This window comes from Mesorhizobium sp. P171375, from assembly GCF_057786075.1.
On record NZ_JBYNWF010000001.1, the window covers coordinates 6,484,798 to 6,506,766 of the forward strand.

Below are 21,969 nucleotides of genomic sequence, written 5' to 3' on the forward strand. Positions count from 1 at the left end.
TTGAATCGACCATCTCTCGGTCGCCCTAGGAGGCTGCTTGCTAATGCAGCACCAGCATATCGCTCGACGAGAATGATATCTCGGCCTTCTCGCCGACTGCCGGCGGCGGCGTTGCCGGGCTGTTGAATGTGTCGAGCGAGACCGTGTTACCGCCGATACCGACGCGAACCCGGATGACCGAGCCGAGGAAGTGCACTTCGGAAATTTCGCCTGACAGGCTGGAGTCACGGCCAGGCTGGCGCCCCAGCGAAATCGCCTCCGGCCGCAGCGCCAGAGACAGCATGTCGCCGGACTTCGACCCGTTGAGCTTGCCCTTGAGCGAGACCTCCTGCGTATTGACCTGCACCGTGCCGGCCGCGGCATCGGTGACCTTGCCTTCGAGCACGTTCAGCGTGCCGACGAAATTGGCGACGAACTTGGTTGCCGGGCGATTGTAGATCTCGAACGGCGTGCCGACCTGCTCGGCCTTGCCGCCATACATCACCGCGATACGGTCCGAGATCGACAGCGCCTCTTCCTGGTCATGGGTGACGAAGATGGTGGTGATGCCAAGCTTCTTCTGGATGGAACGGATTTCCTCGCGCAGCGACACGCGCACCTTGGCGTCGAGCGCAGACAGCGGCTCGTCGAGCAAGAGCAGCTTCGGCTTCGGCGCAATGGCGCGAGCCAACGCGATACGCTGCTGCTGGCCGCCGGAGAGCTGGTAGGGATAGCGGTCGGCCATCTGCGGCAGCTTGATGATGTCGAGCATCTCGGCAACGCGGGCATCGATATCTGCCCTGGGCATGCCGGCGACCTTCAGTCCAAAGCCGATGTTCTGCGCCACCGTCAGGTTGGGGAACAGCGCATAGGCTTGGAACACCATGCCGACATTGCGCTGGTTTGGCTTCAGCCTCGTGATGTCCTTGCCTGCAACGACGATCTTGCCCGCCGACGGCTCTTCGAAACCGGCGACCATCCGCAGAACGGTGGTCTTGCCGCAGCCGGACGGCCCGAGGAAGGAAACGAATTCGCCCGGCTCGACATCGAGATTGAAATCCTCGACCACAGTGGTGGCGCCGAAGGATTTTCGCACATGCTGGATGGAGAGGAATGGTTCGGCCATGGCTTTTTCTTTCGATCAGTACTTTGTCGATCAGTTCGGGCGGTTCGCCGATCTCGGCGCGAACCGGGACAGGATCTGGATCAGCGACATGCAGCCCCAGGTGATGGCGAAGGCGATGATGGCAAGCGCCGCCGGCTCATAAGCGCGGTTGGCGCCAACGTTTTGCAGATAGGGGCCGAAGGCGGGCCGATTGAGCAGGCTGGCCATGGTGAACTCGCCGATGACGATGGCGAACGTGAGGAAGGCGCCCGACAACACCGCGATCAGCACATTGGGCAGGATCACTCGACCAATGATCGTGCCCCAACCGGCGCCCAGAATCTGCGCCGCTTCCGTCAGCGTCCTGACATCAATGGTGCGAAGGCCGGTATCGACGGCGCGGTACATGTAGGGCAGCGCCAGCATCGCATAACCGATGACCAGCAAGGCATTTGTACCCATGTCGGTCGCCAGGAACGGCAGCGGCGAATTCGAACCGTACATCCTGATATAGCCGAAGACGATGACGATGGCCGGAATGACCAGCGGCAGCAACGTGATAAACTCGACGATCGGCCGCAGTTGCGGCAGGCGCAGCCGAATCCAGTAGGCGGCGGGTACCACGATCAACACGCCGAGAATGATGGTGAAGACGGCGGCGAGCACCGAGTAGCCAAAGGTCGCCTGAAAACGAGGGTCGCCAAGCACGATCTGATAGGCATCGAAGGAATAGGCGCCGCGCCGCATGCGCATGGAAAACTCCACGGTTGCGATCAGCGGAATGAAGAAATAGGCCGCGCCCAGCGCGAAGACGACCCAGGCCCAGAATTTGCCGGACTTCATTTCAGCCACCTCTCCGAACGCGTCCGGAACCAGATGTAGAAGACATTAGCGAGCCCGGTGATGACGATCATGCCGAAGGCGATCGCATAGCCGAGATGAGCATTGTGCAGCACGTCGCCGCGGATCTGCGCATAGAGCAGGATCGGCACGATGTTGAGGGAGGAGCCGGTCAGCGCATAAGCGGTGGCGATCGCGCCGAAGGCATTGGCAAAGAGCAGGATGACCGTGCCGAGGAAGCTTGGCCAGATCACCGGGATCACCACCATGCGCCAGTATTGCGCCTGGGTGGCGCCGAGCGTCGCGGCGGCCTCGCCCCATTCCTTCTTCAAACCGTCGATCGCCGGCGTGATGATGACCACCATCAGCGGGATCTGGAAATAGACATAGGTCAGCGTCAGGCCCCAGAACGACAGGATGTTGAAGCCGTGTGCGTAGATGTTGAGGCCGAACACCGTGTTCAGAAGCACCGTCGCGAGACCGAGCCGTCCCAGTGTCGCGAGGAAGGCGAAGGCCAGCGGTACGCCGGCGAAATTGGAAGCAACGCCGGAAAAGGTTAGCGTTGCCGAGCGTATCCACTCCGGCAGGCCGCCGCGCACGATCGCGATGGCGATGGCGAGCCCTGCGAAGGCACCGATCAGCGCCGAGGAAAGGCTGACCTTGAGCGAGATCCAGTAGGCGGCGACAATCGATGGCTGCGCCAGCGCCGCTATGTTTTCGAACGTGAATTCGCCGGCATCGTTCTGGAATGCGCCCAGCATCAGATAGAGCGTGGGCAAGATCAGGAACATGATTGCGAAGATGAAAAATGGCGCGACACCGAGCCATTGCGTCGGCAGTCGCAATGCGCGCGCCTCGCTGGGGGGCGCGGTCTTCCCGGCGACTGCGTGATCGGAAAGCGAGAGATCTGTCATGCGCCGGCTACCGTCTCCGAGGAAAACCGGGCGGCCGCGAGGCCGCCCGGTTGGCTTCAAGCCTTACTTGACGTTGGCGCCGACGACGGCATCCCAGTTCTTGGTGACGGCTTCCTTTGCCTTGCCCTGCTCGTCCAGCGTCGGGAACACCGCCGCAGCGTAAGCCTCAGCCGGCGGCAGCTTGGCCATCACGTCCGCCGGAAGCTTGCCGTTCTTGGCAAGATCGTTGAAGCGGATCGGGTGGCAATAGCCCTTCAGCCAGCCGATCTGGCCTTCGTCGGAGTAGAGATACTCCAGCCAGAGCTTGGCAGCGTTCGGATGCGGTGCGAAAGCACTGATCGCCTGCACGTAGACGCCGGCAACGACACCCGTCTTCGGCACGACGACGTCGACGGGCGGATTACCCTTCAGCGTGTCGCGACCGGCAAGTGCATTGTAGTCCCAGGTCACCAGGATCGGCGTCTGGCCTTGAGCCAGGGTCGCCGGCTTGCCGATGACTGGCACGAAATTGCCGGCGGCATTGAGCTTCTTGAAGAAGTCGAGGCCGGCGGTACCGGCAGCTTCGCCGGCAGCCGCGCCGCCTGAAAGGCCGGCCGCGTAGACGGCCTGGATGGCCTGGTTCGAGGCGCGCGGGTCGCCTGCAAGCGCCACGGTGTTGGCGAATTCCGGCTTCAGCAGGTCAGCCCAGTCAGCCGGTGCTTCCTTGACGAGATCCTTATTCACCAGGAAGGACAGCACGCCGTAGTAGTCGCCGGTCCAGAAACCGTCGGCATCCTTGGCGCTGTCCGGGATCGAGTCCCAGGTCGACACTTTGTAGGCCTGGATAAGGCCGTCGGCCTTGGCGGTCGGGCCGAAGGACAGGCCGACATCAATGACGTCGGGAGCCTGCGGGCCCTTGTTGTCCTTGTTGGCCTTGATCGCCTCGACCTCGTCGCCGGAGCCGGCATCGGGGTTGAGTTCGTTGACGGTGATTTCCGGATACTTCGCCTTGAAGCCGTCGATGACGGCGCCGTAACCGCACCAGTCATGCGGCAGCGCAATTGTGGTGAGCTGGCCTTCCTTCTTCGCCGCGGCAACCAGTTCATCCATGGACTGGGCCGATGAGATAGCAGAGGTCGCCATGAGGGCGACGGCCGATAGGGAAAGCACTTTCCCCGTAAACTTGAACATGTGTTCTCTCCGTTGAACTGGCGTCGCTGGACGCCTGCGATGCGGTATCTTTTTCATATGACAGCCAGATGAAAGCTTTTTGAAACTGGCCCCCGGCGGTGCGAAAAGTTAACTCTTTTTAACGGGCTGTAGCAATCAGCCTCCACTTAATTTCCCGGCTAATGGTTTATTGCCTTGCCCTTTGCCCCCTTGCCCTTTCCTTTCCCCTCGTTTCCAGATCACTTCCGGCGCCGCAAGCCGCGTCACACAGTGCCGGCTATGGCGTTCTCAAGCAGCGTCAGCGCCGCCTTCTTGGTCAGCTTGACCGGGTTGCCGCCGGCGGTCGGATCGACCACCGCCATGTCGGCGATCAGCCCCTTGCGCTTCTTGTCCATATCGAGCCCCTTGATCAGACCGGGCAGCGCATGCGGCACCTTGAGCTCCTTGCGCAGCTTGATGATCGCCTTGGCGAAACCGTCAAAGCCGCCCTTGATGCCGCAATAGGCGGCAAGCCGAGCGATCCGCTCTTCGATCGAGTCCCGGTTGAAAGCCAGCACATAGGGCATGAACACGGCATTGGTCATGCCGTGATGGGTGTCGTAGAGCGCACCGATCGGATGCGACAGCGAATGGATGGCGCCCAGCCCCTTCTGGAAGGCGGCAGCGCCCATGGCCGCAGCGCTCATCATATGGGCGCGGGCCACGAGGTCCTTGCCGTTGGCATAGGCCTTGGGCAGGTTCTCGAACACCAGGCGCACACCTTCCACGGCGATGCCGTCGGCCATCGGGTGGTAGCCCGGCGCACAATAGGCTTCGAGGCAGTGTGCCAGCGCATCCATGCCGGTTCCGGCGGTGATGAAACCGGGCATCCCGACCGACAGTTCCGGATCGGCAATGACGGTCGCCGGCAAAAGCTTCGGATGGAAGATGACCTTCTTGGTGTGCGTCGCCTCATTGGTAATGACGCCGGCACGACCGACTTCCGAGCCGGTGCCGGCAGTGGTGGGCACGGCGATGATTGGCGCGATGGCATCCGAATTGGCGCGCGTCCACCAGTCGCCGACATCCTCGAAGTCCCAGACGGGCCTCGTCTGCCCGGCCTGGAAGGCGATCAGCTTGCCGAGATCGAGCGCTGAACCGCCACCGAAGGCGATGACGCCGTCATGCTTGCCTTTCTTGAACACGGCGATGCCGGCGGTGAGGTTGGAATCGACTGGGTTCGGCTTCACCTCGGAAAACACGCCATAGGGGACCTTGGCGTCGTCGAGGATTTTCAGCGTCGAAGCGACGACCGGCAGTTTGGCGAGGCCCGGATCGGTGACGAACAGCGGCCGCTTGATGCCGGTCGCTTCCAGCACCTCGGGCAATTCCTTGATGCGCCCGGCGCCGAAGCGGACTGTGGTCGGGTAGTTCCATTTGGAGATCAGCTTGGACATGGCTTGTCTTTCAAAAAGTCAGATGGCTTCGCGCAGGTGGAAGGATTTCGGTCGGGTCAGATTGTCGTAGCCGAGCGCCGACAGGGCAACGCCCTTGCCGGTGTCCTTGACGCCGGTCCATACCAGCGCCGGATCGAGATAGTCGCAGCGGTTCATGAACACGGTGCCGGTCTCGACGCGGTCGCCGATCGCGATGGCGTGCTCGGTGTCGCGCGTCCAGATCGAGGCCGTCAGCCCGTAGGGGCTGTCGTTCATCAATGCGATCGCCTCTTCATCGTTACGCACCTTCATGATGCCGACGATCGGACCAAAGCTTTCCTCGCGCATGACGCTCATCTGGTGGTCGACACTGGTCAGCACTTCCGGCGCCAGGTAGGGCGAGCCGGCTTGGTCATTAGCCACCTTCATATTGATATGTGCTAGCGCGCCTTTGCGCAGCGCCTCGGCCTTCTGCTCGCGGATCAGGTCGGCAAAGCGCGCCTGCGCCATCGGCCCCATTGTCGTCGCCTGCTCCAGCGGATTGCCGACGACATAGTTCTTCGTCTCGGCGATGAAGCCTTCGACGAACTGGTCGTAGACCTTCTCATGCACATAGACGCGCTCGATGCCGCAGCAGCACTGGCCGGAATTGTAGAAGGCGCCGTCGACCAGATTGGCCACCGCATGGTCGAGCTTGGCGTCGGGCAGCACATAGGCCGGATCCTTGCCGCCGAGCTCGAGGCCGAGTGTCATGAAGGTGCCTGCCGCCGCCTTCTCGATGGCGCGGCCACCGTCGACCGAACCGGTGAAATTGACATGGTCGATCTTGCCGGAGCCAAGCAGCTTCTCGGTCTGGGCATGGTTGAGCACGACATTCTGGAACACACCCTTTGGCAGGCCAACCTTGTCGAAGGCCAGCTGAAAACGTTCACCGACCAGCAGCGTCTGCGCCGCATGCTTCAGGATGACCGTGTTGCCGGCCATCAGCGCCGGCACGATGGTGTTGACCGCGGTCAGATAAGGATAGTTCCACGGCGCGATGACCATGACGACGCCGAGCGGATCCTTCTTCACATAGCGGCGAAAGCCGTCCTTCGGGTTGGAGGCCGGCACGGATTTCAGCGCTTGCTCGGCGATCTCGACCATATAGTTGGTGCGTTCCCTAACACCGCCGAACTCGCCGCCATACCGCACCGGCCGCCCCATCTGCCAGGCGATCTCCGGCACGATCTCGTCGGTCATGGCGACCAGCGCTTCCAGCATAGCCAGCATATACTTGCCGCGCTCTACGATCGGCGTGAGCGCCCATTTCTCCTGCGCCGCCTTGGCGCGCTCGACCGCGGCATTGATCGCCTGGTCGGTCGCGATCGGCCGCTCGGCATAGATCGAACCATCGATGGGGGATTTGAGTTTGACCGTTTCGGTCATTTGTAAGTCCTCGTACTTTTACAACAATCAAAGAATGACATGGCTTGGCGCTGCCCCGTTCCAACGCTGGCGCACTCTCTCCCATTCTCAACGGGGAAAGAGTGCGAGGCAGTCGACGTTTCGCAGGCTACCCTAGTACCGCTCGAACCCCCTGTGCAGTTCCCAATCCGTAATGCGGCGGTCGTATTCGAACTGCTCCCACTTCGCGGTGTGGACGTAATGTTCGAGCACGTCCTCGCCGAGCGCCTGCTTAAGCATCTTCGACTTTGCCAGCGTCTCGGTGGCGTCCCGAAGCGTCTTCGGAATCTCGGGCAGGCGCGAGGCCTGATAGGCATCGCCGACGAACGGCTTCTGCAGCTCCAGCTTCTCATCGATGCCGGCGAGGCCGGCGGCGATCAGCGCCGCAAAGGCGAGATAGGGGTTCAGGTCGGCGCCGCCGATGCGGCATTCCATGCGGATGCCCTTGGTGCCCTCACCGCACAGCCGGAAGCCGGCGGTGCGGTTGTCCTCGCTCCACATGATCTTGGTCGGCGCGAAGGTGCCGGCCTGGAAGCGTTTGTAGGAATTGATGTAGGGCGCTAGGAACCAGGTGAACTCCTTGGCGTATTTCAGCTGCCCCGCCGCCCATTGCTGCCCGAGCGTCGACAAAGTCCAATCCGCCTTTTTGTCGAAGAACAGCGGCGTCTTGCCGTCGGCGCTCCACAGCGAATTGTGGATGTGGCTGGAATTGCCGGCGAGCCCGTAATTGTACTTGGACATGAAGGAAATCGCCTTGCCTTCGGACTCGGCAATCTCCTTGGCGCCGTTCTTCAGGATGACGTGGCGGTCGGCCATGTCGAGCGCCTCGGCATAGCGCACATTGATTTCTTCCTGGCCCGGGCCCCATTCGCCCTTCGAATTCTCGATCGGGATGCCGGCCGCTTCCATCTCGTTGCGAAGCCGGCGCATGACGCCTTCTTCCTTGGCGGTGATGCCGATCTGGTAATCGCCGATATAGGGCGAGGCAGTGTCGAGGCCCTGCCAATGCTTCTTGCGGGCGGAATCGTAGGTCTCGTTGAACAGATAGAATTCGAGCTCGGAGGCGAAATAGCCGATATAGCCACGCTCCGTCAGCCGCTTGACCTGCTTCTTCAGGATGGCGCGCGGCGAATGCGGCAGGTCGTCATGGGTATGGTGGTCGAGCACGTCGCAGATCACAAGTGCTGTCTTTTCCAGCCAGGGAAGGCGCCGCAGCGTGGCCAGATCCGGCTTCATGACGAAGTCGCCATAACCCTTCGACCAGCTTGCCGCCTTGTAGCCCGGCACCGGCTCCATATCGATGTCGGCGGCCAAGAGATAGTTGCAGCCATGCGTCTCGTCATGGGCGGAATCGACGAAGTACTGCGCCAGGAAACGCTTTCCCGCGAGCCGCCCCTGCATGTCGACGATGCAGGCCAGCACCGTGTCGATCTCGCCATTGGAGACCGCTTTCTTCAACTGATCGAACGAGAAATTTCCGGCCATTCCTTTGGCACTCCAGCGCTGGTCGATTGAGGGGTAAATGAAACCATGGCCGGCGGAGCGCCGGCCATGACCATGATGGTTGACGTCAGTGGCCGGTTTCGCCGACCGCCTGTTCGGCTGCCTTGATCGCTGCCTGGCGGGCCGCGATGATGTCGCCCAGCGGCGGACCCTGGAACCGATTGCGTTCGAATGCGAACCATACGATCGCCGTCAGGATGAAGAAGCCGACGGTGATGTAGAGCGCCCAGTCGTTCGGTGGCTGGATGCCGATGACGAAGATCAGGATCATCGAGACGATCGAGAGAACGCCGAACAGCATGAAGATGGCGCGGCCCATGTTCCACGGCCCCATCTTGTCCCACTTCGGTGTGCCCCAGGCCAGCATGCCGAGCACGATCGGCACGGTGAAGGACAGGAACAGGAAGATGACGGTGCAGGACACGACGATGGTATAGGCCGAGGTGCCGGCAACCGAGACCAGCGTCGAACCCCAGACGAACAGCACCGACAGGATCGATGCCGTCCAGATAGCCGCCACCGGCGTGCGGTAGGTCGGGCTGACCTTGGCCAGCGCCGCCGAGCCAGGCAGGCCGCCGTCACGCGAGAAGGCGAAGATCATGCGCGAAGCCGAGGTGACGGTTGCGAGGCCGCACAGCAGCTGGGCGATGAACACCACGAGGTAGACGAACTCCTTGAGGCCGGGGCTGACGCGCTGGTCGAAAGCCCAAAAGAACACGTTCCAGCCCTGCTTGGCTGCGTCGTCCATGTTCGGGATCATCAGCACGAAGGCGGCCAGGAAGAGGTAGCCGAACACCGCCGACCAGATCACTGACATCACCATGGCGCGCGGCACCGAGGATGCTGCCTTGATGGTTTCCTCCGACGTGTGCGCCGAAGCATCGTAGCCGGTGATCGTATAGATCGGCAGCAGGAGGCCAAGCGCGAACACCCAGGCGTTCGATACGGACGGCCAGACGCTAGCACCGGCTTCGCCCGAGTAGTTGTGGAAGGTGAAGAGCCGGCTGAAATCCCAGGTCTCGGCGGAGAACAGGCAGACGACCGCGATCAGGATCGAACCGAAGAAGATCAGATAGCCCGAAAAGTCGGTCAGCTTCGCCGTCAGCTTGATGCCGAGATGGTTGATCAGCGCCTGGGCGCCGGTGATGATAATCAGAAAAATCATCTGGTTGGTGAGCGTGCCCTCGATGCCGAGCGTCGGCCCAAAAGCGCCGATGAAGAACGTCCAGGTGCCGACATTGATGGCGCCGAGCACGGTGATCAGGCCGAGCAGATTGAGCCAGGCCGTCACCCAGCCGGTTCCGCGATTGCCGAGGATAGAACCCCAGTGATAGAGGCCGCCGGCCGTTGGATAGGCCGAGCTGATCTGCGACATGGCGACCGCGAAGGTCAGCGAGACGAAGCAGCCGACCAGCCAGCCGATGCCGATGCCGATGCCGCCGGCGCCCGACGTTGCCTGCGCCAGCGAATTGATGCCGCCCGACAGGATGCAGATGATGGAAAAGGAAACCGCGAAATTAGAGAAGCGGCTGAGCCGCCGCTCCAGTTCCTGGGCATAGCCCATGCTGTGGAGGTGCTTTACGTCCTCCGCCTTGTCGACGTCTGAATAACCCGGTGCTGCCATTTGAAGTCCCCTTTGCGTTCTTAGCTGGCCGGCCCTGCCCCGGTCGGCTTGCGCCGGCCGGAGCATGTAGTCTTGCTGTTAGCCCGCCGTCTGACCAACGGCTTTTTCCGCAGCCGCGATCTCCACCGCGCGACGAGCAATATCGGCGCCGATCGGCGGGCCCTTGAAGCGGCGCGACTCGATGCCGAACCACAGAACCACGAGCAGAACGATCAGGCCGATGGCATAGTTGATCAGGATGTCGAATGGCGGCTGGATGCCGGCATACATGAGGACCAGAACGCCAAGCACCGTGATGACGGCGAATGGCTTGGACCAGATACCGAGGCGGAACGGGCCGAATTCGGTCCAGCTCTTGCCTTCCGCAAGCAGTCCAGCCGCCACCGGCATGGCGTAGGACACGTAGAGGAACAATGCACAGCCGGCGGCCAGTGCGGCAAAGGCCGGCGAGTACAATGTCGCTGCGACCGCGAGCACCGCTCCGAGCCAGATTGCCGCCACCGGCGTACGCCATGTCGGGCTGACGGTTTTCCACACCGACGAACCGGGCAGGCCGCCGTCACGCGCAAAGGCAAAGATCATGCGCGAGGTCGACGTCAGTCCGGCGAGCGCGCAGATGAAGTTCGCCAGCACGATTGCGATGGCAATGATGCTCTTCAGCCAGAATGGTGCCGGCAGGTTGTTGAAGAGATTGAACCAGGCATTGGCGCCATCCTTGGCCGTTGCTGCCAGATCGGGGCTGGCAAGAACGAATGACACGGCCATGACGAAGCCAAACACCAGCGACCACAGAACCGAATGGATCATGCCGCGCGGCACCGCCACGCGGGCATTGTGGGTCTCTTCGGATGTGTGGGCCGAAGCGTCGAAGCCGGTGATCGTGTAAAGTGGGTAGAGCAGGCCGATCAGGAAGGCGACCAGTGCCGTCCGTGCGGTGGGAACGTATCCGGCGCCTGGATCACCCGTATTGTTGACGAAGGTGGTGAGCCGCGAGAAATCCCAGCTTGCGCCCCAGATCAGGAACATCGCGGTCAACACGACGGCGACGACCAGAATGAGGTAGCCCGAGAAATCGGTCAGTATGGTGGTGAGCTTGATGCCGAAATGGTTGATCAGCGCCTGCGCGACCGTGATGATCACAACGCCGATTACCTGCTCCTGATACCCCCAGGCGGATACGTCGTGCCCGAACACGCCGGACCAGACAAGGTCCTTGAACAGTGCATAGACACCGACATTGACCGAGGCGACGACGAAGACCAAGCCAAGCAGGTTGATCCAGGCCGTGGCCCAGCCCCAGCCACGTCCGCCAAGAATTGACGACCAGTGGTAGAGGCCGCCGGCCGTTGGGTACGCCGAGCCAATCTGGCCAAGCGACGCAGCCACGACAAGTGCGAAGACGCCGCCGATGATCCAGCCGACAGTCGCCTCGAAGCCACTGCCGGTAGCCATGGCCAGCGGGAAAGACGTGATGCCGCCCGCCAGAATACAAATGATCGAAAAGGAAATTGCGAAGTTCGAGAAACCGCTCATACGGCGAGCCAGCTCCTGGGCATAGCCCATGCTATGGAGGGTTTTTACGTCCTCCGACCTCTCATGGTCTGATGTATCCGGTCCTGCCATTTTCGTCCCCTGTTGTTTCTAGCTGGCCGATTGAACTGACTTTCCCATTGCTTGCCGTCTGGAACCCTTGGCCTCTTCGGGTTCCAGATTCGAAAAAATGCCGGTGAGCAGATCCGCCCATTTCCGCTGCCCGGTCTCGCCGGAAATTTCGTCGTTGCGGATTTCGATCATCGCGCAGGCAAGGCCGCGTGAGCGCGCATGGCGCTCCAAAGTGAAATAAACGCGATCGGCCGGCGAGTAGGGCTCGTTGACGCCGACGGTGACGCCGGAGAGTCGCTGCAGCGCCGCTATCAGCGGCGACGCCAGCCGGCGGTCGTCATCATGGATGATGCCGATATGCCAGGGCCGGTTTTTACCCTTGTAGACCGGGGTGAAGGAATGGACTGAAACCAGCCGAGTTTCCTGGCCGCGTGACAACCTTTTGTCGATGATCTTTGCGATCGTGTCATGGAACGGCCGCCACGACAGGGTGACGCGCTCGGCGCGCTGCGTATCCGACAGGCCGGCATTGCCTGGAATGATCGTCGTCTCGCTGACCGGCGGCACCAGGTCGGGCGCATCGAGCGGACGGTTGCAGTCGATCACTAAACGCGAGATCCGTGTCTCGATGAGCGTCGCATCGAGCGTGGCTGCCATGCGGCGGGCCACAGGCAACGCGCCCGGGTCCCAGGCGATGTGGCGGGAAAGATCTTCGGCGGCCAGGCCAAGCGTGCCGAATTCAGCCGGCAGGAAATTGGAAGCGTGGTCGCAGGTCAGCACGAAAGGGCTGGACCCGCCGGGATTCGTCACCCCTACGGTATCAGACGATGCAAGGCTGGCGGGCCGTGCTCTCTCCATACTGCCGTCCCCTGGGGAGCGCTGTATCTTATGTTACGTATTTTGCCTCATTGCGTCCCTGTGGATGATTTCATACAGTTTGTCAGGCTTTGTCAAATGCGATTTCGAGGAAGCGCGGCGGACGGGGCCAAGGGTGGGGGAAAACCATGATTTCCAGCATTGCCGAACTGATTTCGGACCGCATCGGCACGATGCCGGCCGGCGAGCGCCGCGCCGCGCAGACGCTGATTGCCAACTATCCATTGATCGGACTGAAGACGGTCGCCGAATTCTCGACTGCCGCCGGCGTATCGTCGCCGACGATCCTGCGCTTTGTTTCCCGGCTCGGCTTCCAGAACTATCCCGAATTCCAGTCGGCGCTGCAGGACGAGCTGGCGGCGCAATTGCAGTCGCCGGCATCGCGCACGCTCAACCCGGCGTCCCCAAGCGGTGCGATATCGCCGATGCTGGAAGCGACGCTGGACAACATGCGCGAGACCTTCCGGCATCTCTCCGACAGGCAGCTTGCCGATATCGCGGCCAGGCTTGCCGAGCGACGCGGCAAGACCTTCCTGATCGGCGGCCGCTTCACCGATCCGCTGGCGCGCTACATGGCCGCCCACCTCGCCATCATCCAGCCCGATGTCTACCACCTTGCCGGCCAGGAAAGCATCTGGCGCGACCGGCTGATAGACATGGGCAAGCGTGACGTGCTGGTGATCTTCGACATAAGGCGCTACCAGGACAGCCTGGTGCGCTTCGCCGAGACGGCGCACCAGCGCGGCGTACAGATCGTGCTGTTCACGGACCAGTGGCTGTCGCCGATAGCCCGTTTCGCCCGCCATGTCATCGCCGGACGCACCGCCGTGCCGTCAGCGTGGGATTCCTCGGCGGCATTGTTCGTTGTCGCCGAGACGCTGATCGGCGCCGTCACCCGGCAGCTCGAGGCCGACAGCGCCAAGCGCATCCGCGACCTGGAAAGCCTGCGCTGACGGCCTCAATCCCGGCCTCAGGCGCGCAACGTTACGCAGATTTAATGTGCATGGCCGCGGCAGAATTGCCATAAAGCCATGATATTGCCGTGGCTTCGCACATGCCGGGTGCGTCGCTGCGCGTTTTTTGCTTGGGGAAACCGGTCGATTTTGCCTGCCGGAGTGCCGATGGCCGCCTGGAAACAGATCGTTTTTGCGCTTGTGATCCTGGTCGCGGCTGTCCTCGCCTGGGCGCGCTTCTTCCCAGGCGCGCCGGAGGTTCTGGCACGCTGGGGCATCGACTGGGCCTATGCCTCGGCACCCGCCACGACCGGCGCGGTCGACACGACGAAACAGGCAGGCGGCCGCAACGCCGCCGGCCGGCTGGCAAATGTCGTTGTCTTGCCGGCGGGCACCGCAACCATCAACGATCGCTTGCAGGCGATCGGCACCGGCCGCGCCAACGCTTCGGTGACAGTCAACCCTTACAGCTCAGGCCGTCTCGTTGAATTTCTGGTCCAGTCCGGCACCCGCGTCGACAAGGGGCAGATCATCGCCGTCCTCGATTCCGAAACCGAGGTGATCGCGCAGGATCGTGCCAAGCTCGCTTTGCAGGATGCCCAGGCCAAACTCGAGCGGGTGAAATCACTGAGGGCCTCCAATGCCGCGACACCGGTCGCCGTCGCCGATGCCGAAGTGGTGCTTGCCGGCGCTAAACTGGCGCTCAGCGATGCCGAACTCGCCTTGCAGCGCCGCTCGATCGTAGCACCCATCGCCGGCACGGTCGGCATCCTGCCGATATCGGCCGGCAATTACGTGACCAGTCAGTCGGCGATCGCCACGCTCGACGATCGCTCTTCCATCCTGGTCGAGTTCCTGGTGCCCGAGCGCTTTGCGGCCGCCGTCAAGGTCGGCGCGCAGCTGTCGGCGACGCCGATCGCCAATCCGAGCAAAGCCTATACCGGCACGGTGTCGGCCATCGACAACCATATCGACGAAAAGAGCCGCACCCTTCTGGTCAAGGCGGCGATCGCCAACCCGGCGGATTCGCTGCGCGCCGGCATGTCGTTCGGCATCACCATGCGCTTTGCCGGCGACACCTATCCGGCGGTCAGCCCGCTGGCGATCCTGTGGGGCTCCGACGGCGCCTATGTCTGGCAGGTCGAGGATGGCAAGGCCAGGCGCGTTCCCGTGCGCATCATCCAGCGCAACACCGAGACCGTGCTGATCGATGCCGAGATCGAGGATGGCGACATGGTGGTCACCGAAGGCACCCAGAGCGTCAGCGAAGGCGGCGAGGTCCGCATAGCTGGCCAGGCCCAGCGCGCCGCCAACGCCGCCGAAGGCTCATGACCGCAACCGCCAACGCCGCCAGCGAAACCGGCTTCACCGCGCTCTTCATCCGCAGGCCGGTCATGGCCTTCGTGCTCAACACGCTGATCGCGGTGGCCGGCCTTGCCGCCTTCTACGGCGTCGAGGTCCGCGAACTGCCCGATGTCGACCGCGCCGTCGTCACCGTGTCGACGGCGTTCGAAGGTGCTGCCGCCGAAACGGTCGACCGTGAGCTGACCGACACGATCGAGGGCGCGGTCGCGCGTGTCTCCGGCGTCAAGTCGATCTCGTCGACCTCGTCCTTCGGCCAGAGCCGCGTCACCATCGAGTTCAATGACGGCGTCGATCTGAACGTCGCCGCCTCCGATGTGCGCGACGCCGTCGGCCGTGTCGCCAACCAGATGCCGGACACCGCCGATCCGCCGCGCATCGTCAAGGCCGACGCCAACTCCGATCCGGTGATGCGGCTGGCCGTCACCTCCGATAACATGTCGGTGCAGGACATGACGGTGATCGTCCAGGACCAGATCGAGGACGAACTGGCCGCCGTGCCGGGCGTCGCCGACGTCCAGGTCTATGGCGATCGCGACAAGATCTTCCGCATCGATGTCGACCAGAACAAGCTGGCGAGCCTAGGCTTCACCGTCGCCGATTTGAGGGCGGCACTTGGCTCTGTGGCCTTCGATTCGCCGGCCGGTTCGATCACCACCACCAACCAGGACTTGATTGTTCGCACCACAGCCGATGTGACGACGCCGGAAGAGTTCGAAAACATCATCATCGGCGGCACGACGCGCATCCGCGACGTCGCCACCGTCACGCTCGGCCCCGACATCGGCCAGACCTCGTTGCGCTCCGACGGCAAGACCGGCATCGGCCTTGGCATCATCCGCCAGGCGGAATCGAACACGCTGGATATTTCCACCGGCGTGAAGGCGGCCGTCGCCACGCTGCAGGAAAACCTGCCCAAGGGCATGTCGATCAAGATCACCAGCGACGACGCCGTCTTCGTCAACGGCGCCGTGCACGAGGTCGAGATCGCGCTCGGCCTGTCGATCTCGATGGTGCTGATCGTCATCTACATCTTCCTGCTCGACTGGCGCGCGACGCTGATCCCCGGTCTGTCGATGCCGGTCGCCATGATCGGCACCATCGCCGCGATCTATCTCGCCGGCTTCTCGATCAACATCCTGACCTTGCTGGCGCTGGTGCTGGCGACGGGCCTCGTCGTCGACGACGCCATCGTCGTCTTGGAAAACATCGTGCGACGGCGCAATGAAGGCATGGGACCGCGTGCGGCGGCAGTGCTCGGCGCCCAGGAAGTGTTTTTTGCCGTCATCGCCACGACATTGACGCTGGTCGCCGTCTTCGTGCCGATCTCCTTCCTGCCCGGACAGACCGGCGGCCTGTTCCGCGAATTCGGCTTCGTGCTCGCTATGTCGGTGCTGCTCTCCTGCGTGGTAGCGCTGACGCTGTGTCCGATGCTGGCGTCGCGCATGCTGACCGGCGCATCGCTCCACCACGAAGGCGGCCATGGCATTGGCGCGCGCATCGGCGGCGCGCTGAATTCAGCCTACAAGCGCGGCCTGCATGCCTGCCTCGGCGCACCGTGGATCGTGCTTCTGGTCGCGGTGCTGTTCGCCGCCACCGCCTTTACCTTGTTCGGCACCATCCGCCAGGAACTGACGCCGAGCGAGGACCGCGCCGTCGTGCTTCTGCGCATCAACGCGCCGCAAGGCGTCAGCCTCGATTACACCGCTCAGCAGATGCAGAAGATCGAGCGGCTGATCCAGCCGCTGCGCGATTCCGGCGAGATCGTCTCGACCTTCGAAAATGCCGGCCAGAACGGCGCCTACAACTCCGGCTTCATGGTGATGACACTGGCGCCGTGGGACGAGCGCGCGCGCAGCCAGCAGGAGATCATGGCCGAGATAACCCAGCTGACCCGGCAGGTGCCATCCGTGCGCATCTTCCCGGTGCAGGCCAACAGCCTCGGTATCAGAGGCGCCGGCAACGGCCTGCAATTCGCGCTGGTCGGCAACGACCGCAAGGCGCTGGGCGACGCGGCGGTAAAGATCATCGCGCAGGTGCAGGCAGACCCGCGCTTCCAGAACCCGCGCCTTTCCGTCGACCCGACGCAGCCGCAACTGGCCGTGGCCATCGACCGCGAGCGCGCCTCCGATCTCGGCATCGACATCACCGGGCTTGCCAACACGCTGCAGGCGATGCTCGACGGCAATGATGTCGTCGACGTCTACATCGCCGACCGCAGCTATGGCGTGAAGCTGGTTTCGACCACCAACCCGATCAACGATCCAACCGATCTGGAAAACATCTTCCTGAAGACCGCCGACGGCCGCTTCGTGCCGATGTCGACCATCGCCACGCTGACCGAACGCGCCGTGCCGCCGTCGCTGACGCGCGAACAGCAGCAGCCTTCGGTGGCGATCACCTCCAATCTCAACGGCAATTTCGCACTCGGCGATGCGCTCGGTGTCGCCGAGCAGATCGCCACGCCGCTGCTGCCGCCGGGCAGCCGCATCCTGCCACTGGCGGAAGCCGCGACGCTCGGCGAAACCAACAGCGCCATGGTCACCATTTTCGGCTTCGCGCTGGTCATCATCCTGCTGGTGCTTGCCGCCCAGTTCGAAAGCTTTGTCAGCGCCGTCATCATCATGGCGACGGTGCCGCTCGGCCTCGCCTGCGCAATCTTTGCGTTGCTTTTGTCAGGCACCAGCCTCAACGCCTACAGCCAGATCGGCCTGGTGCTTTTGGTCGGCGTCATGGCCAAGAACGGCATCCTCATCGTCGAATTCGCCAACCAGCTGCGCGACCGTGGGCTGGGTGTGCGCGAGGCGATCGAGCAGGCTTCGATCATCCGCCTGCGTCCGGTGATGATGACGATGATCTGCACCATCCTTGGCGGCGTGCCGCTGGTGCTGGCCGCCGGCGCCGGTGCCGAGGCACGCATCGCGCTTGGCTGGGTGATCGTCGGCGGGCTGGGCCTCGCCACCGTCTCAACGCTGTTCCTGACCCCGGTCGCCTACCTCCTGCTCGGCCGCTTCGTCACGCCGAAGACGCATGAGGAAGCCAGGCTGAAGCGCGAGCTGGAAGAAGCTGCGTATACCAATGTGGAGCCAGCGGAGTGAGATTAGCCCTCCTCGCCCCGTTTACGGGGAGAGGATGCCGGCAGGCAGGTGAGGGGCAGCGCGGAGTTTCGAGGTTATCGCCTTGGACAGACCGCAGCAGCAAAGCCAGTCACTGACGTCGGCGCCGCCCCTCATCCGGCCCTTCGGGCCACCTTCTCCCCGTAGAACGGGGAGAAGGAAGGGGTGCCGTCACGGCCGTATAAACACTTTCCCGTTCGGCTTGGCCAGCTCCACTGGCACCTTCGCCATCGCCTCATCCAGCGGCAGCACCGCCGTCACGTCGGTCGACCAGCGCCCGTCGGAAAAGCGCTTCTGCGCTTCCATGATGGCCGGGCCGCGTCTGTCGCGGAACTGGCGCATCCATTCGACCAGCCAGAAGCCCTCAATGTGCTTCTGCTGGAAGATCAGTTGGCCGGGCTCGCGGATGACAGTCGTGTCGGGGTCGAGCCGGCCATAGACGATCCAGCGCGCGCGCTTCGGCATGGCGTCGAAGATGACTGAGGCCAGCGGCCCGGTCACCGCGTCGAGGAAGATGCGCGGCTGTTCGGTCTTGATCACCTCGCGCAGCGCGGCCTTGAAATCGGGCGCCTTCTCGTTGAGCACATGCGCGGCACCGATCTCCTTCAAGAGCGGGATCTGCTCGTCGCGGCGCACGGTGACGATCGGCCGGTATCCTTCCTCCTTGGCAAGGCCGGCGATCAGCTTGCACAGCTGACTGGCGCCGGCGGTCATGATGAAAGCCTTTTCGCCGGCCTCCTTGACGATGTCGAACATGGCGATCGCCGTCAGTGGATTGACGATCAACGCCGCACCGTCCTCGTCACGGACGGTGTCGAGCAGCGGGATGCAGACAGCGGCTTCCGCGACCGCATATTCGGCCCAGGAGCCCCAATTGGTGACGCCGGTGGCGAAGGCGACGCGCTTACCGGCCAGGCTCTTGGGATAAGGCTCATCGCCCGTGGCGACAATGGTGCCGACACCCTCGAACCCGGCCGGCTGGCCCTTGGCGCGTGGCTGGCCGTACTGGCCTTTGATGAACATGACATCGGACGGATTGATCGAGGCGAGGCCGACCTTGATCAGCACCTGGCTCGGTCCGGGCGTCGGCACGCCGATGCTGCCCGGCTGGAGATAAGGCTCCATCGCCTCCAGCACGGTGCCAGTCGGCGTCCTGGTATAGCCGTCGCCGGTCAGCAGCAGCGCTTTCATGTCTGAGGGGATCGCCATGGCGGGCTCCTTACGGCCTGAGGATGAGCTTGCCGGAAGATCCGCGGCCAAGCACGCGCTTGAGCACGGCGGCTGCATCGGCAAGCGGGTACGTGCCTTCGATCACCGGCCGGACCTTGCCGGCGAGGTACCAACCGACCAGCTCCTTCATATTGTCTGCGTAGACACGCGGCTCCTTGGCGGTGAACGCGCCCCAGAACACGCCGACGACCGAAAAGCCCTTGACCAGCGCCAGGTTGACGGGGAATTGCGGGATGGCGCCCGAGGCAAAGCCGATGACCAGCAGGCGGCCGTTCCACGCCATCGAGCGGGCGAGCACGTCGAAGGTTTTGCCGCCGACCGGATCGAAGCCGACATCGACGCCCTTGCCGCCGGTGACCTCTTTCAGCGCTTCTTTCAGATTGTCGTAGCCGAGCGCAATGTCGGCGCCGGCTTCAGTGGCGATGCGGCGCTTTTCCTCCGACGAGGCGACGCCGATGACGCGCGCGCCAAGCGCCTTGCCGATCTGGATGGCGACGATGCCGGTAGCGCCGGCCGCACCCAGCACGCACAGCGTCTCGCCTTCCCTGAGCGCGCTGCGCTGCTTCAGCGCATAATGCGACGTGCCGTAGCCGGCCAGCAGCGCGCAGGCATCAGTGGCGGGCATATCAGGCGGCAGCGGCATGACGAAGGGTTCGGCAGCACCCACCCGCTCGGCATAGCTGCCATGGGTCGAGAGCGCGGCGACCCGGTCGCCGATCTTGACCGATTTCACCCCCGGCCCGACCGCGACCACCCGTCCCGCAACCTCCATGCCGGGCACGAAAGGCAGCGGCGGCTTCATCTGGTAAAGGCCTTGGACGAGCAAGCCGTCGGGATAGTTGACGCCGATCGCCTCGGCCTCGATGACGACCGTATTGCCCTTGGCCTCCGGCTCCGGCCAGTCGCCATAGACGAGCTGGTCGAGCGGCGCGAAATCGCGGGCGATGATGGCTTTCATGCCCTCACACCTTTTCCTGCGTGTATTTCCTGAGTTCGGTGCGCGCCACTTGCCGGCGGTGCACGGCGTCCGGCCCGTCGGCCAGCCGCAGGGTTCGCAGATGTGTCCACGAGCGCGCCAGCGGCGTGTCCTGACTGATGCCTTGCGCGCCGAACATCTGCACGGCCTCGTCGGTGACCTTGAGCGCGACGCGCGGTGCGATGACCTTGATCTGGCTGATCCAGGGCGCCGCCGCGCGCGCATCGCCCTGATCAATCATCCACGCTGCCTTGAGGCAGAGCAGCCGCGCCATCTCGATCTCCATGCGGCATTCGGCGATGATGTCGAAATTGGCGCCGAGCTTCGCCAAGGGCTGGCCGAAGGCTTCGCGGCGGACAGAGCGCTGGCACAGCATCTCCAGCGCCATCTCCGCCTGGCCGATGGCGCGCATGCAATGGTGGATGCGGCCGGGCCCGAGCCTGCCTTGCGCGATCTCGAAGCCTCTGCCCTCGCCGAGGATCAGGTTGGAGGCCGGCACCCGCACATTGTCGAAGCGAAGGTGCATGTGGCCATGCGGCGCGTCGTCGTCGCCATAGACCTGCATCGGCCGAAGCTTGGTCACGCCCTTGGTGTCGGACGGCACCAGGATCATCGAATGGCGGCGGTGCTGCGGCTCGGCCTCGCCGCCAGTACGCACCATGACCACATAGATGGCGCAGCGCGGATCGCCTGCGCCCGATGCCCACCATTTCTCCCCGTTGAGCACATAGTCGTCGCCTCGCCGTTCGCAGCGCATGGCGATGTTGGTGGCATCGGACGAAGCGACGTCCGGCTCCGTCATCAGATAGGCCGAGCGGATCTTGCCCTCGAGCAGCGGCCCCAGCCAGGCCTTCTTGTGATCGTCCGAGCCATAGCGCTCCAGCACCTCCATGTTACCGGTGTCGGGCGCCGAACAGTTGAAGGTTTCAGCACCCAGATGCGCCTTGCCCATCTCCTCGGCCAGATAGGCATATTCGACGGTCGAGAGCCCATAGCCGCGCTCGGAGCCGGTGAGCCAGAAATTCCACAGGCCGCGCTCCCTGGCCGTCTTTTTCAGCCCTTCGAGAATCTCGGTCTGCCGCGCTGTGTAGACCCAGCGGTCGCCGCCCTTGCCGACCTCGCTCAGAAACTCGTGGTCGAGCGGCATGATCTCGCCGTGCACCATGCCGGCGACGCGGGCGTGGATCGGCTTCAGCCGCTCGGTCATGCCGAGAGTCATGTCGCTCATTATCTGTTCTCCTCAGCCGCACCCAGGCCACGCGCCGCGAACGCGACGACCTCGCCGACAATTGCCTCGATATCCCCGTCCGTCTCTGTCGGGCGCGGCGTGTACCAGAACAGCGGCGAGTTCAGCGTCAAAAACATCAGCTGCTCGGCAATGCCGATCGTGCCGAAGCGCATGTCGCCCTCGTCGCGCGCGGCGGCGATCGCCTCGCGAAAGATGCGGCCGTAAGCGTCGCGCGACTGCATCAACCGGGTGAACTCCTCGCGCTGTTCAGGGGTGGTCGCCCCGCGCAGGTAAAGCTCGACACCTTCCCAGACGACACGCTGGAACGGCTTGGTGCGGATCATCTGGCCGCAATGGATGGCAGCCATCTTGCGCCATCGTCCAATCGCCGGGCCGGGCTGCGCGCGCACCGGCTCGATCGCCGCAAAATTCATGTCCATGCCGGCGCGGAACACATCGGCGAACAGATCGGCCTTGGACGGATAGTGGTGGTAGATGCGGCCCTTGGTCGAGCCTAGGCTGCGCGCGACGTCGTCGATGGAACTCGCGGCATAGCCGCGCTGCATGAAACAGATCGCAGCGGCGCGCAAGATATCGGCGCGCGGGCGATCGAGCAGTGGAGCTTCGACGCTGAGCATCGGTTTCGCCTTT

17 protein-coding genes are annotated in these 21,969 nt (G+C 63.4%); 3 read left to right on the forward strand and 14 right to left on the reverse strand.

Annotation, left to right across the window (positions count from 1 at the left end; all coding sequences use genetic code 11):
- Nucleotides 1–40 precede the first annotated feature (40 nt).
- The 10 genes from ACYHH6_RS31580 to ACYHH6_RS31625 all read right to left on the reverse strand — a co-directional run bounded on the left by ACYHH6_RS31580 (nt 41) and on the right by ACYHH6_RS31625 (nt 12,435).
- Nucleotides 41–1,105: an ABC transporter ATP-binding protein gene (locus ACYHH6_RS31580; RefSeq protein WP_112559242.1), complete on the reverse strand. Its 1,065-nt coding sequence runs from the start codon at nt 1,103–1,105 to the stop codon at nt 41–43.
- Nucleotides 1,106–1,135: 30 nt separating this feature from the next.
- Nucleotides 1,136–1,927 (reverse strand): ABC transporter permease, encoded by a 792-nt coding sequence (locus ACYHH6_RS31585; protein ID WP_112559241.1) that lies wholly within the window; start codon nt 1,925–1,927, stop codon nt 1,136–1,138.
- A complete protein-coding gene (locus ACYHH6_RS31590; protein WP_112559240.1) occupies nt 1,924–2,838 on the reverse strand; it encodes an ABC transporter permease in 915 nt (304 codons plus the stop codon). Before ACYHH6_RS31590 ends, ACYHH6_RS31585 begins: the two co-directional genes overlap by 4 nt.
- 63 nt (nt 2,839–2,901) lie before the next feature.
- The gene (locus ACYHH6_RS31595; protein ID WP_142866056.1) at nt 2,902–4,008 is read right to left on the reverse strand and encodes an ABC transporter substrate-binding protein; all 1,107 of its coding nucleotides are present in this window, start codon (nt 4,006–4,008) and stop codon (nt 2,902–2,904) included.
- 242 nt (nt 4,009–4,250) lie between these two features.
- Complete coding sequence (locus ACYHH6_RS31600) at nt 4,251–5,423, reverse strand: iron-containing alcohol dehydrogenase (RefSeq protein ID WP_352586236.1); 1,173 nt, start codon at nt 5,421–5,423, stop codon at nt 4,251–4,253.
- A gap of 18 nt (nt 5,424–5,441) precedes the next feature.
- Nucleotides 5,442–6,830: an aldehyde dehydrogenase family protein gene (locus ACYHH6_RS31605; RefSeq protein WP_352586235.1), complete on the reverse strand. Its 1,389-nt coding sequence runs from the start codon at nt 6,828–6,830 to the stop codon at nt 5,442–5,444.
- A 132-nt stretch (nt 6,831–6,962) separates the two neighbouring features.
- Nucleotides 6,963–8,333, reverse strand: coding sequence for a glutamine synthetase family protein (locus tag ACYHH6_RS31610; protein ID WP_352586234.1), 1,371 nt, complete (start codon nt 8,331–8,333; stop codon nt 6,963–6,965).
- Between the two features lie 85 nt (nt 8,334–8,418).
- The gene (locus ACYHH6_RS31615) at nt 8,419–9,975 is read right to left on the reverse strand and encodes an amino acid permease (protein ID WP_352586233.1); all 1,557 of its coding nucleotides are present in this window, start codon (nt 9,973–9,975) and stop codon (nt 8,419–8,421) included.
- 78 nt (nt 9,976–10,053) lie between these two features.
- On the reverse strand, nt 10,054–11,598 hold the full coding sequence (locus ACYHH6_RS31620) for an amino acid permease (RefSeq protein WP_352586232.1): 1,545 nt from the start codon (nt 11,596–11,598) through the stop codon (nt 10,054–10,056).
- An 18-nt stretch (nt 11,599–11,616) separates the two neighbouring features.
- Nucleotides 11,617–12,435 carry an N-formylglutamate amidohydrolase gene (locus tag ACYHH6_RS31625; RefSeq protein ID WP_352586231.1) on the reverse strand — a complete coding sequence of 273 codons (819 nt, stop codon included), beginning with the start codon at nt 12,433–12,435 and terminating at the stop codon, nt 11,617–11,619.
- A 146-nt stretch (nt 12,436–12,581) separates the two neighbouring features.
- On the opposite strand from ACYHH6_RS31625, the gene ACYHH6_RS31630 reads away from it, so the two are divergent.
- The 3 genes from ACYHH6_RS31630 (at nt 12,582) to ACYHH6_RS31640 (ending at nt 17,866) form a co-directional block, all read left to right on the forward strand.
- A complete protein-coding gene (locus ACYHH6_RS31630) occupies nt 12,582–13,406 on the forward strand; it encodes a MurR/RpiR family transcriptional regulator (protein WP_352586230.1) in 825 nt (274 codons plus the stop codon).
- Between the two features lie 168 nt (nt 13,407–13,574).
- Nucleotides 13,575–14,738, forward strand: coding sequence for an efflux RND transporter periplasmic adaptor subunit (locus ACYHH6_RS31635; RefSeq protein WP_352586229.1), 1,164 nt, complete (start codon nt 13,575–13,577; stop codon nt 14,736–14,738).
- Nucleotides 14,735–17,866 carry an efflux RND transporter permease subunit gene (locus tag ACYHH6_RS31640; RefSeq protein WP_352586228.1) on the forward strand — a complete coding sequence of 1,044 codons (3,132 nt, stop codon included), beginning with the start codon at nt 14,735–14,737 and terminating at the stop codon, nt 17,864–17,866. The genes ACYHH6_RS31635 and ACYHH6_RS31640 overlap by 4 nt, the downstream gene beginning before the upstream one ends.
- Before the next feature lie 189 nt (nt 17,867–18,055).
- On the opposite strand, the gene ACYHH6_RS31645 is transcribed toward ACYHH6_RS31640, so the two are convergent.
- Genes ACYHH6_RS31645 through ACYHH6_RS31660 form a run of 4 tightly spaced genes read right to left on the reverse strand, consistent with a single transcriptional unit; the run spans nt 18,056 to nt 21,956 of the window.
- Nucleotides 18,056–19,093, reverse strand: a complete 1,038-nt coding sequence (locus tag ACYHH6_RS31645; RefSeq protein WP_352586227.1) for a zinc-binding dehydrogenase — start codon at nt 19,091–19,093, stop codon at nt 18,056–18,058.
- Between the two features lie 10 nt (nt 19,094–19,103).
- The gene (locus ACYHH6_RS31650; protein WP_352586226.1) at nt 19,104–20,072 is read right to left on the reverse strand and encodes an NADPH:quinone oxidoreductase family protein; all 969 of its coding nucleotides are present in this window, start codon (nt 20,070–20,072) and stop codon (nt 19,104–19,106) included.
- Between the two features lie 4 nt (nt 20,073–20,076).
- A complete protein-coding gene (locus ACYHH6_RS31655) occupies nt 20,077–21,318 on the reverse strand; it encodes an acyl-CoA dehydrogenase family protein (protein WP_352586225.1) in 1,242 nt (413 codons plus the stop codon).
- Entirely contained in the window at nt 21,318–21,956 is a 639-nt protein-coding gene (locus ACYHH6_RS31660) for a TetR family transcriptional regulator (protein WP_352586224.1), read from the reverse strand. The genes ACYHH6_RS31655 and ACYHH6_RS31660 overlap by 1 nt, the downstream gene beginning before the upstream one ends.
- Nucleotides 21,957–21,969 lie beyond the last annotated feature (13 nt).

Excerpts from the sequence above, each read along its gene's own strand:
- ACYHH6_RS31625 (WP_352586231.1), bottom strand. The coding sequence starts at position 12,435 with ATGGAGAGAGCACGGCCCGCCAGCCTTGCATCGTCTGATACCGTAGGG.
- ACYHH6_RS31620 (WP_352586232.1), bottom strand. The coding sequence starts at position 11,598 with ATGGCAGGACCGGATACATCAGACCATGAGAGGTCGGAGGACGTAAAA.
- ACYHH6_RS31615 (WP_352586233.1), bottom strand. The coding sequence starts at position 9,975 with ATGGCAGCACCGGGTTATTCAGACGTCGACAAGGCGGAGGACGTAAAG.
- ACYHH6_RS31645 (WP_352586227.1), bottom strand. The coding sequence starts at position 19,093 with ATGGCGATCCCCTCAGACATGAAAGCGCTGCTGCTGACCGGCGACGGC.
- ACYHH6_RS31605 (WP_352586235.1), bottom strand. The coding sequence starts at position 6,830 with ATGACCGAAACGGTCAAACTCAAATCCCCCATCGATGGTTCGATCTAT.
- ACYHH6_RS31610 (WP_352586234.1), bottom strand. The coding sequence starts at position 8,333 with ATGGCCGGAAATTTCTCGTTCGATCAGTTGAAGAAAGCGGTCTCCAAT.
- ACYHH6_RS31660 (WP_352586224.1), bottom strand. The coding sequence starts at position 21,956 with ATGCTCAGCGTCGAAGCTCCACTGCTCGATCGCCCGCGCGCCGATATC.
- ACYHH6_RS31650 (WP_352586226.1), bottom strand. The coding sequence starts at position 20,072 with ATGAAAGCCATCATCGCCCGCGATTTCGCGCCGCTCGACCAGCTCGTC.
- ACYHH6_RS31635 (WP_352586229.1), top strand. The coding sequence starts at position 13,575 with ATGGCCGCCTGGAAACAGATCGTTTTTGCGCTTGTGATCCTGGTCGCG.
- ACYHH6_RS31600 (WP_352586236.1), bottom strand. The coding sequence starts at position 5,423 with ATGTCCAAGCTGATCTCCAAATGGAACTACCCGACCACAGTCCGCTTC.
- ACYHH6_RS31655 (WP_352586225.1), bottom strand. The coding sequence starts at position 21,318 with ATGAGCGACATGACTCTCGGCATGACCGAGCGGCTGAAGCCGATCCAC.
- ACYHH6_RS31580 (WP_112559242.1), bottom strand. The coding sequence starts at position 1,105 with ATGGCCGAACCATTCCTCTCCATCCAGCATGTGCGAAAATCCTTCGGC.
- ACYHH6_RS31595 (WP_142866056.1), bottom strand. The coding sequence starts at position 4,008 with ATGTTCAAGTTTACGGGGAAAGTGCTTTCCCTATCGGCCGTCGCCCTC.
- ACYHH6_RS31640 (WP_352586228.1), top strand. The coding sequence starts at position 14,735 with ATGACCGCAACCGCCAACGCCGCCAGCGAAACCGGCTTCACCGCGCTC.
- ACYHH6_RS31590 (WP_112559240.1), bottom strand. The coding sequence starts at position 2,838 with ATGACAGATCTCTCGCTTTCCGATCACGCAGTCGCCGGGAAGACCGCG.
- ACYHH6_RS31630 (WP_352586230.1), top strand. The coding sequence starts at position 12,582 with ATGATTTCCAGCATTGCCGAACTGATTTCGGACCGCATCGGCACGATG.
- ACYHH6_RS31585 (WP_112559241.1), bottom strand. The coding sequence starts at position 1,927 with ATGAAGTCCGGCAAATTCTGGGCCTGGGTCGTCTTCGCGCTGGGCGCG.